Origin of the sequence: Escherichia sp. KTE159 (assembly GCF_000408805.1) — a bacterium.
In the GTDB taxonomy this organism is placed as follows: domain Bacteria; phylum Pseudomonadota; class Gammaproteobacteria; order Enterobacterales; family Enterobacteriaceae; genus Escherichia; species Escherichia marmotae.
In genome coordinates this window covers 656,541-663,026 of sequence record NZ_KE137295.1, presented here as the reverse complement: position 1 = coordinate 663,026, position 6,486 = coordinate 656,541, and the positions used below count along the sequence as shown (strand labels likewise).

The window sequence follows — 6,486 nt, the reverse complement described above, 5'->3', positions numbered from 1 at the left end:
ATCAGACAATCTGTGTGAGCACTTCAAAGAACGCTTCTTTAAGGTAAGGAGGTGATCCAACCGCAGGTTCCCCTACGGTTACCTTGTTACGACTTCACCCCAGTCATGAATCACAAAGTGGTAAGCGCCCTCCCGAAGGTTAAGCTACCTACTTCTTTTGCAACCCACTCCCATGGTGTGACGGGCGGTGTGTACAAGGCCCGGGAACGTATTCACCGTGGCATTCTGATCCACGATTACTAGCGATTCCGACTTCATGGAGTCGAGTTGCAGACTCCAATCCGGACTACGACGCACTTTATGAGGTCCGCTTGCTCTCGCGAGGTCGCTTCTCTTTGTATGCGCCATTGTAGCACGTGTGTAGCCCTGGTCGTAAGGGCCATGATGACTTGACGTCATCCCCACCTTCCTCCAGTTTATCACTGGCAGTCTCCTTTGAGTTCCCGGCCGGACCGCTGGCAACAAAGGATAAGGGTTGCGCTCGTTGCGGGACTTAACCCAACATTTCACAACACGAGCTGACGACAGCCATGCAGCACCTGTCTCACAGTTCCCGAAGGCACCATCCCATCTCTGGAATGTTCTGTGGATGTCAAGACCAGGTAAGGTTCTTCGCGTTGCATCGAATTAAACCACATGCTCCACCGCTTGTGCGGGCCCCCGTCAATTCATTTGAGTTTTAACCTTGCGGCCGTACTCCCCAGGCGGTCGACTTAACGCGTTAGCTCCGGAAGCCACGCCTCAAGGGCACAACCTCCAAGTCGACATCGTTTACGGCGTGGACTACCAGGGTATCTAATCCTGTTTGCTCCCCACGCTTTCGCACCTGAGCGTCAGTCTTCGTCCAGGGGGCCGCCTTCGCCACCGGTATTCCTCCAGATCTCTACGCATTTCACCGCTACACCTGGAATTCTACCCCCCTCTACGAGACTCAAGCTTGCCAGTATCAGATGCAGTTCCCAGGTTGAGCCCGGGGATTTCACATCTGACTTAACAAACCGCCTGCGTGCGCTTTACGCCCAGTAATTCCGATTAACGCTTGCACCCTCCGTATTACCGCGGCTGCTGGCACGGAGTTAGCCGGTGCTTCTTCTGCGGGTAACGTCAATGAGCAAAGGTATTAACTTTACTCCCTTCCTCCCCGCTGAAAGTACTTTACAACCCGAAGGCCTTCTTCATACACGCGGCATGGCTGCATCAGGCTTGCGCCCATTGTGCAATATTCCCCACTGCTGCCTCCCGTAGGAGTCTGGACCGTGTCTCAGTTCCAGTGTGGCTGGTCATCCTCTCAGACCAGCTAGAGATCGTCGCCTAGGTGGGCCGTTACCCCGCCTACTAGCTAATCCCATCTGGGCACATCCGATGGCAAGAGGCCCGAAGGTCCCCCTCTTTGGTCTTGCGACGTTATGCGGTATTAGCTACCGTTTCCAGTAGTTATCCCCCTCCATCGGGCAGTTTCCCAGACATTACTCACCCGTCCGCCACTCGTCAGCAAAGAAGCAAGCTTCTTTCTGTTACCGTTCGACTTGCATGTGTTAGGCCTGCCGCCAGCGTTCAATCTGAGCCATGATCAAACTCTTCAATTTAAAAGTTTGATGCTCAAAGAATTAAACTTCGTAATGAATTACGTGTTCACTCTTGAGACTTGGTATTCATTTAGCGTCTTGCGACGTTAAGAATCCGTATCTTCGAGTGCCCACACAGATTGTCTGATAAATTGTTAAAGAGCAGTTGCGACGCGGCTTTCAGCTCACTGTCGCGAGGTGGCGTATATTACGCTTTCCTCTTTCAGAGTCAACCCTGAATTTCAGGATTTTTCTCTTCAACCGAACCGGCTGTTTGTGTGAAGTGATTCACATCCGCCGTGTCGATGGAGGCGCATTATAGGGAGTCGTTTCAGGAAGACAAGCGGAAAAATGCATTTTTATTTCAACCGCTCATCTTTTAATCGTTACGCCGATTTTTGCTGCTTTTTTATCGCTTGCGGCAGGTCTGCCAGGCTATTTAACACCCAATCCGCTGCATTTTCAGCTTCAGGGGTAACAGGTTTCCCCGTACGCACCAGCACTTTTGTTCCCACGTTCGCCGCAGCCGCTGCCTGCATATCTTCTAATTTATCGCCCACCATATAAGAAGCGGCCATATCAATATGCAAATAATCGCGTGCTGACAAAAGCATTCCTGGATGTGGTTTACGGCAATCGCAGACCTGGCGAAACTCTTCAATACTGCCCTGCGGATGATGCGGGCAATAATAGATGCCATCCAGATCGACATCACGGTCCGCCAGCGACCAGTCCATCCACTCGGTCAGCGTTTCAAACTGCGCTTCAGTAAATTTGCCGCGCGCAATACCAGACTGGTTCGTTACCACCACCAGCGCAAAGCCCATTTTTTTAAGCTCACGCATGGCGTCAATGACACCGTCGATAAATTCAAAGTTATCGATCTCATGGACATAGCCGTGATCGACATTAATGGTGCCGTCACGGTCAAGAAAAATTGCGGGTACGCTCTTCGCCACCTTTTATAACTCCTTAATAAGGCATGTGCCGCTAGTATCGCATGTTTCGACCTGCAAGAAAGTGCTCTTCGTATAAACCTGATTGATTTAGACGTCTGGATGCCTTAACATCCATTTCATTGACGGCTTTGACCGTATCAGGCAGTCGAAATGCCACGACTAACTTAATGACGATAATAAATAATCAATGATAAAACTTTCGAATATCACCAAAGTGTTCCACCAGGGCACCCGCACTATCCAGGCGTTAAACAACGTCAGTCTGCATGTGCCAGCCGGACAAATTTATGGCGTTATCGGTGCCTCTGGCGCGGGTAAGAGTACGCTTATCCGTTGTGTAAACCTGCTGGAGCGCCCAACCGAGGGTAGCGTTCTGGTCGATGGCCAGGAACTGACCACGCTGTCAGAATCCGAGTTGACCAAAGCGCGCCGTCATATTGGCATGATTTTCCAGCACTTTAACCTGCTCTCTTCGCGTACTGTTTTTGGTAACGTGGCACTGCCGCTGGAGCTGGACAACACGCCAAAAGAGGAGATCAAACGTCGCGTGACGGAATTACTGGCGCTGGTTGGTCTTGGCGACAAACATGATAGCTACCCGTCGAATCTTTCCGGTGGGCAGAAACAGCGTGTGGCGATTGCTCGCGCATTAGCCAGCAATCCCAAAGTGTTGCTGTGCGATGAGGCCACCAGCGCACTGGACCCGGCAACCACGCGTTCTATTCTCGAACTGCTGAAAGACATCAACCGCCGTCTGGGTTTGACGATTCTGTTAATCACCCACGAAATGGACGTTGTGAAGCGTATTTGTGATTGCGTGGCGGTTATCAGCAATGGTGAGTTGATCGAGCAAGACACAGTAAGTGAAGTGTTCTCGCATCCGAAAACGCCGCTGGCACAGAAATTTATTCAGTCGACCCTGCATCTGGATATCCCGGAAGATTATCAGGAACGTCTGCAAGCGGAGCCGTTCACTGATTGTGTCCCCATGCTGCGCCTGGAGTTTACCGGTCAGTCAGTAGATGCCCCGTTGCTTTCTGAAACCGCACGTCGTTTCAACGTTAATAACAACATTATTAGCGCGCAGATGGATTACGCCGGAGGCGTTAAGTTCGGCATCATGCTGACCGAAATGCACGGTACACAACAAGATACGCAAGCCGCCATTGCCTGGCTGCAAGAACACCATGTAAAAGTAGAGGTACTGGGTTATGTCTGAGCCGATGATGTGGTTGCTGGTTCGTGGCGTATGGGAAACGCTGGCAATGACCTTCGTATCCGGTTTTTTCGGTTTTGTGATTGGTCTGCCGGTCGGCGTCCTGCTTTATGTCACACGTCCGGGGCAAATTATTGCTAACGCGAAGTTGTATCGTACCGTATCTGCGATTGTGAACATTTTCCGTTCCATTCCGTTCATTATTTTACTGGTATGGATGATTCCGTTTACTCGCATTATTGTCGGCACATCGATTGGTTTGCAGGCGGCGATTGTTCCGCTGACAGTTGGCGCAGCACCGTTTATTGCCCGTATGGTCGAAAACGCCCTGCTGGAGATCCCAACCGGGTTGATTGAAGCCTCTCGCGCAATGGGTGCCACACCGATGCAGATCGTGCGCAAAGTGCTGTTACCAGAGGCGTTGCCGGGTCTGGTAAATGCCGCAACTATCACCCTGATTACTCTGGTCGGTTATTCCGCGATGGGTGGTGCAGTCGGAGCCGGTGGTTTGGGTCAGATTGGCTATCAATATGGTTACATCGGCTATAACGCAACGGTGATGAATACGGTGCTGGTATTGCTGGTCATTCTGGTTTATTTAATTCAGTTCGCAGGCGATCGCATCGTCCGGGCTGTCACTCGCAAGTAACGTTCAACACAACATAAATAATTGAAGAAGGAATAAGGTATGGCGTTCAAACTCAAAACCTTTGCGGCAGTGGGAGCCCTGATTGGATCACTGGCACTGGTAGGCTGCGGTCAGGATGAAAAAGATCCAAACCACATTAAAGTCGGCGTGATTGTCGGTGCCGAACAGCAAGTTGCAGAAGTCGCGCAGAAAGTTGCGAAAGACAAATATGGCCTGGACGTTGAGCTGGTCACCTTCAACGACTACGTGCTACCGAACGAAGCATTAAGCAAAGGCGATATCGACGCCAACGCCTTCCAGCACAAACCGTACCTCGATCAGCAACTGAAGGATCGTGGCTACAAACTGGTTGCAGTAGGCAATACTTTTGTTTATCCGATTGCCGGTTATTCCAAGAAAATCAAATCACTGGATGAACTACCCAATGAAGCACAGGTTGCCGTACCGAATGATCCGACTAACCTCGGCCGTTCACTGCTGCTGCTGCAAAAAGTGGGGTTGATCAAGCTGAAAGATGGCGTAGGTCTGCTGCCGACCGTGCTTGATGTGGTTGAGAATCCTAAAAATCTGAAAATTGTTGAGCTGGAAGCACCGCAATTGCCACGTTCCCTGGACGATGCACAGATTGCTCTGGCGGTTATCAACACCACCTATGCCAGCCAGATTGGCCTGACTCCGGCGAAAGACGGTATCTTCGTGGAAGACAAAGAGTCTCCTTACGTAAACCTGATCGTGACCCGTGAAGATAACAAAGACGCGGAAAACGTGAAGAAATTCGTCCAGGCTTATCAGTCTGATGAAGTTTATGAAGCGGCAAATAAAGTGTTTAACGGCGGTGCGGTTAAAGGCTGGTAATTTTTAGGCTGTTTCCACAATTTGTAATATCATTCAGGACGGGCGCTTGCCCGTCTTGTCATTTTTACAAGCGCCTGATTCAATATTGACGTTTTGATCATACATTGAGGAAATACTATGCGTGCTTTACCGATCTGTTTATTAGCACTCATGCTAAGCGGCTGTTCTATGTTAAGCAGATCCCCTGTCGAATCCGTTCAAAGCACTGCACCCCAGCCGAAAGCGGAGCCTGCAAAACCGAAAGCGCCGCGCGCCACGCCGGTCCGAATTTATACCAATGCTGAAGAATTAGTCGGCAAACCGTTCCGCGATCTCGGTGAAGTCAGTGGCGACTCTTGCCAGGCCTCTAATCAGGATTCTCCACCGAGCATCCCAACCGCACGTAAGCGGATGCAAATCAATGCCTCCAAAATGAAAGCCAATGCGGTATTACTGCATAGCTGTGAAGTCACCAGCGGTACGCCAGGCTGCTATCGTCAGGCTGTGTGCATCGGTTCAGCGCTTAACATTACGGCGAAATGAGCAGTTTCCAGTTTGAGCAAATAGGTGTTATTCGCTCACCCTATAAAGAAAAATTCGCCGTTCCGCGCCAGCCTGGGCTGGTAAAAAGCGCCAACGGAGAACTGCACCTTATTGCTCCTTACAACCAGGCCGATGCCGTACGCGGCCTGGAAGCGTTCAGCCATTTATGGATCCTTTTCGTCTTTCATCAAACGATGGAAGGTGGCTGGCGCCCGACTGTGCGTCCGCCTCGTCTCGGCGGTAACGCCAGAATGGGCGTTTTCGCCACGCGTTCTACTTTTCGCCCTAACCCGATTGGGATGTCACTGGTAGAGCTGAAAGAGGTTGTTTGCCATAAAGATAACGTGATTCTGAAGCTCGGTGGTCTGGATCTGGTCGATGGTACGCCGGTGGTGGATATAAAACCTTACCTCCCCTTTGCCGAATCGCTTCCCGATGCCAGCGCCAGCTATGCGCAAAGCGCGCCAGCAGCAGAGATGGCGGTGAGATTTACCGCAGACGTCGAAAAGCAACTTTTGACGCTGGAGAAGCGTTATCCGCAGTTAACGCTGTTTATCCGCGAAGTACTGGCGCAGGACCCGCGCCCGGCCTATCGTAAAGGTGAAGACACGGGTAAAACCTATGCCGTCTGGCTGCATGATTTTAACGTCCGCTGGCGAGTCACCGAGACTGGTTTTGAAGTCTTTGCGCTGGAAGCGCGTTAAATTCACGCCCTTCTCT

General features: G+C 51.0%; 6 protein-coding genes and 1 rRNA gene. 5 read left to right on the top strand and 2 right to left on the bottom strand.

What is annotated here, in order from left to right; translation table 11 throughout:
• Positions 1-44: 44 nt before the first annotated feature.
• Together A31E_RS00055 and gmhB are read right to left on the bottom strand one after the other, a co-directional pair.
• Positions 45-1,586 (bottom strand): 16S ribosomal RNA (locus tag A31E_RS00055).
• A gap of 365 nt (positions 1,587-1,951) precedes the next feature.
• On the bottom strand, positions 1,952-2,524 hold the full coding sequence (gene gmhB / locus A31E_RS00060; protein ID WP_016249638.1) for a D-glycero-beta-D-manno-heptose 1,7-bisphosphate 7-phosphatase: 573 nt from the start codon (positions 2,522-2,524) through the stop codon (positions 1,952-1,954).
• 187 nt (positions 2,525-2,711) lie between these two features.
• Between gmhB and metN the strand changes: the two genes are divergently transcribed.
• From metN to tsaA, 5 genes are all read left to right on the top strand, one after another.
• Positions 2,712-3,743, top strand: coding sequence for a methionine ABC transporter ATP-binding protein MetN (metN, locus tag A31E_RS00065; protein WP_000593986.1), 1,032 nt, complete (start codon positions 2,712-2,714; stop codon positions 3,741-3,743).
• Complete coding sequence (locus tag A31E_RS00070) at positions 3,736-4,389, top strand: methionine ABC transporter permease MetI (protein WP_001517783.1); 654 nt, start codon at positions 3,736-3,738, stop codon at positions 4,387-4,389. Before metN ends, A31E_RS00070 begins: the two co-directional genes overlap by 8 nt.
• Positions 4,390-4,428: 39 nt before the next feature.
• On the top strand, positions 4,429-5,244 hold the full coding sequence (gene metQ / locus A31E_RS00075) for a methionine ABC transporter substrate-binding lipoprotein MetQ (protein WP_000874673.1): 816 nt from the start codon (positions 4,429-4,431) through the stop codon (positions 5,242-5,244).
• Between the two features lie 117 nt (positions 5,245-5,361).
• The gene (gene rcsF / locus A31E_RS00080) at positions 5,362-5,766 is read left to right on the top strand and encodes an Rcs stress response system protein RcsF (protein WP_001202319.1); all 405 of its coding nucleotides are present in this window, start codon (positions 5,362-5,364) and stop codon (positions 5,764-5,766) included.
• Positions 5,763-6,470 carry a tRNA (N6-threonylcarbamoyladenosine(37)-N6)-methyltransferase TrmO gene (tsaA, locus tag A31E_RS00085; RefSeq protein ID WP_016249637.1) on the top strand — a complete coding sequence of 236 codons (708 nt, stop codon included), beginning with the start codon at positions 5,763-5,765 and terminating at the stop codon, positions 6,468-6,470. The genes rcsF and tsaA overlap by 4 nt, the downstream gene beginning before the upstream one ends.
• Positions 6,471-6,486 lie beyond the last annotated feature (16 nt).

What these genes read in the sequence shown, in the direction of transcription:
- rcsF (WP_001202319.1), top strand. Translation starts at nt 5,362, where the DNA reads ATGCGTGCTTTACCGATCTGTTTATTAGCACTCATGCTAAGCGGCTGT.
- tsaA (WP_016249637.1), top strand. Translation starts at nt 5,763, where the DNA reads ATGAGCAGTTTCCAGTTTGAGCAAATAGGTGTTATTCGCTCACCCTAT.
- A31E_RS00070 (WP_001517783.1), top strand. Translation starts at nt 3,736, where the DNA reads ATGTCTGAGCCGATGATGTGGTTGCTGGTTCGTGGCGTATGGGAAACG.
- metN (WP_000593986.1), top strand. Translation starts at nt 2,712, where the DNA reads ATGATAAAACTTTCGAATATCACCAAAGTGTTCCACCAGGGCACCCGC.
- metQ (WP_000874673.1), top strand. Translation starts at nt 4,429, where the DNA reads ATGGCGTTCAAACTCAAAACCTTTGCGGCAGTGGGAGCCCTGATTGGA.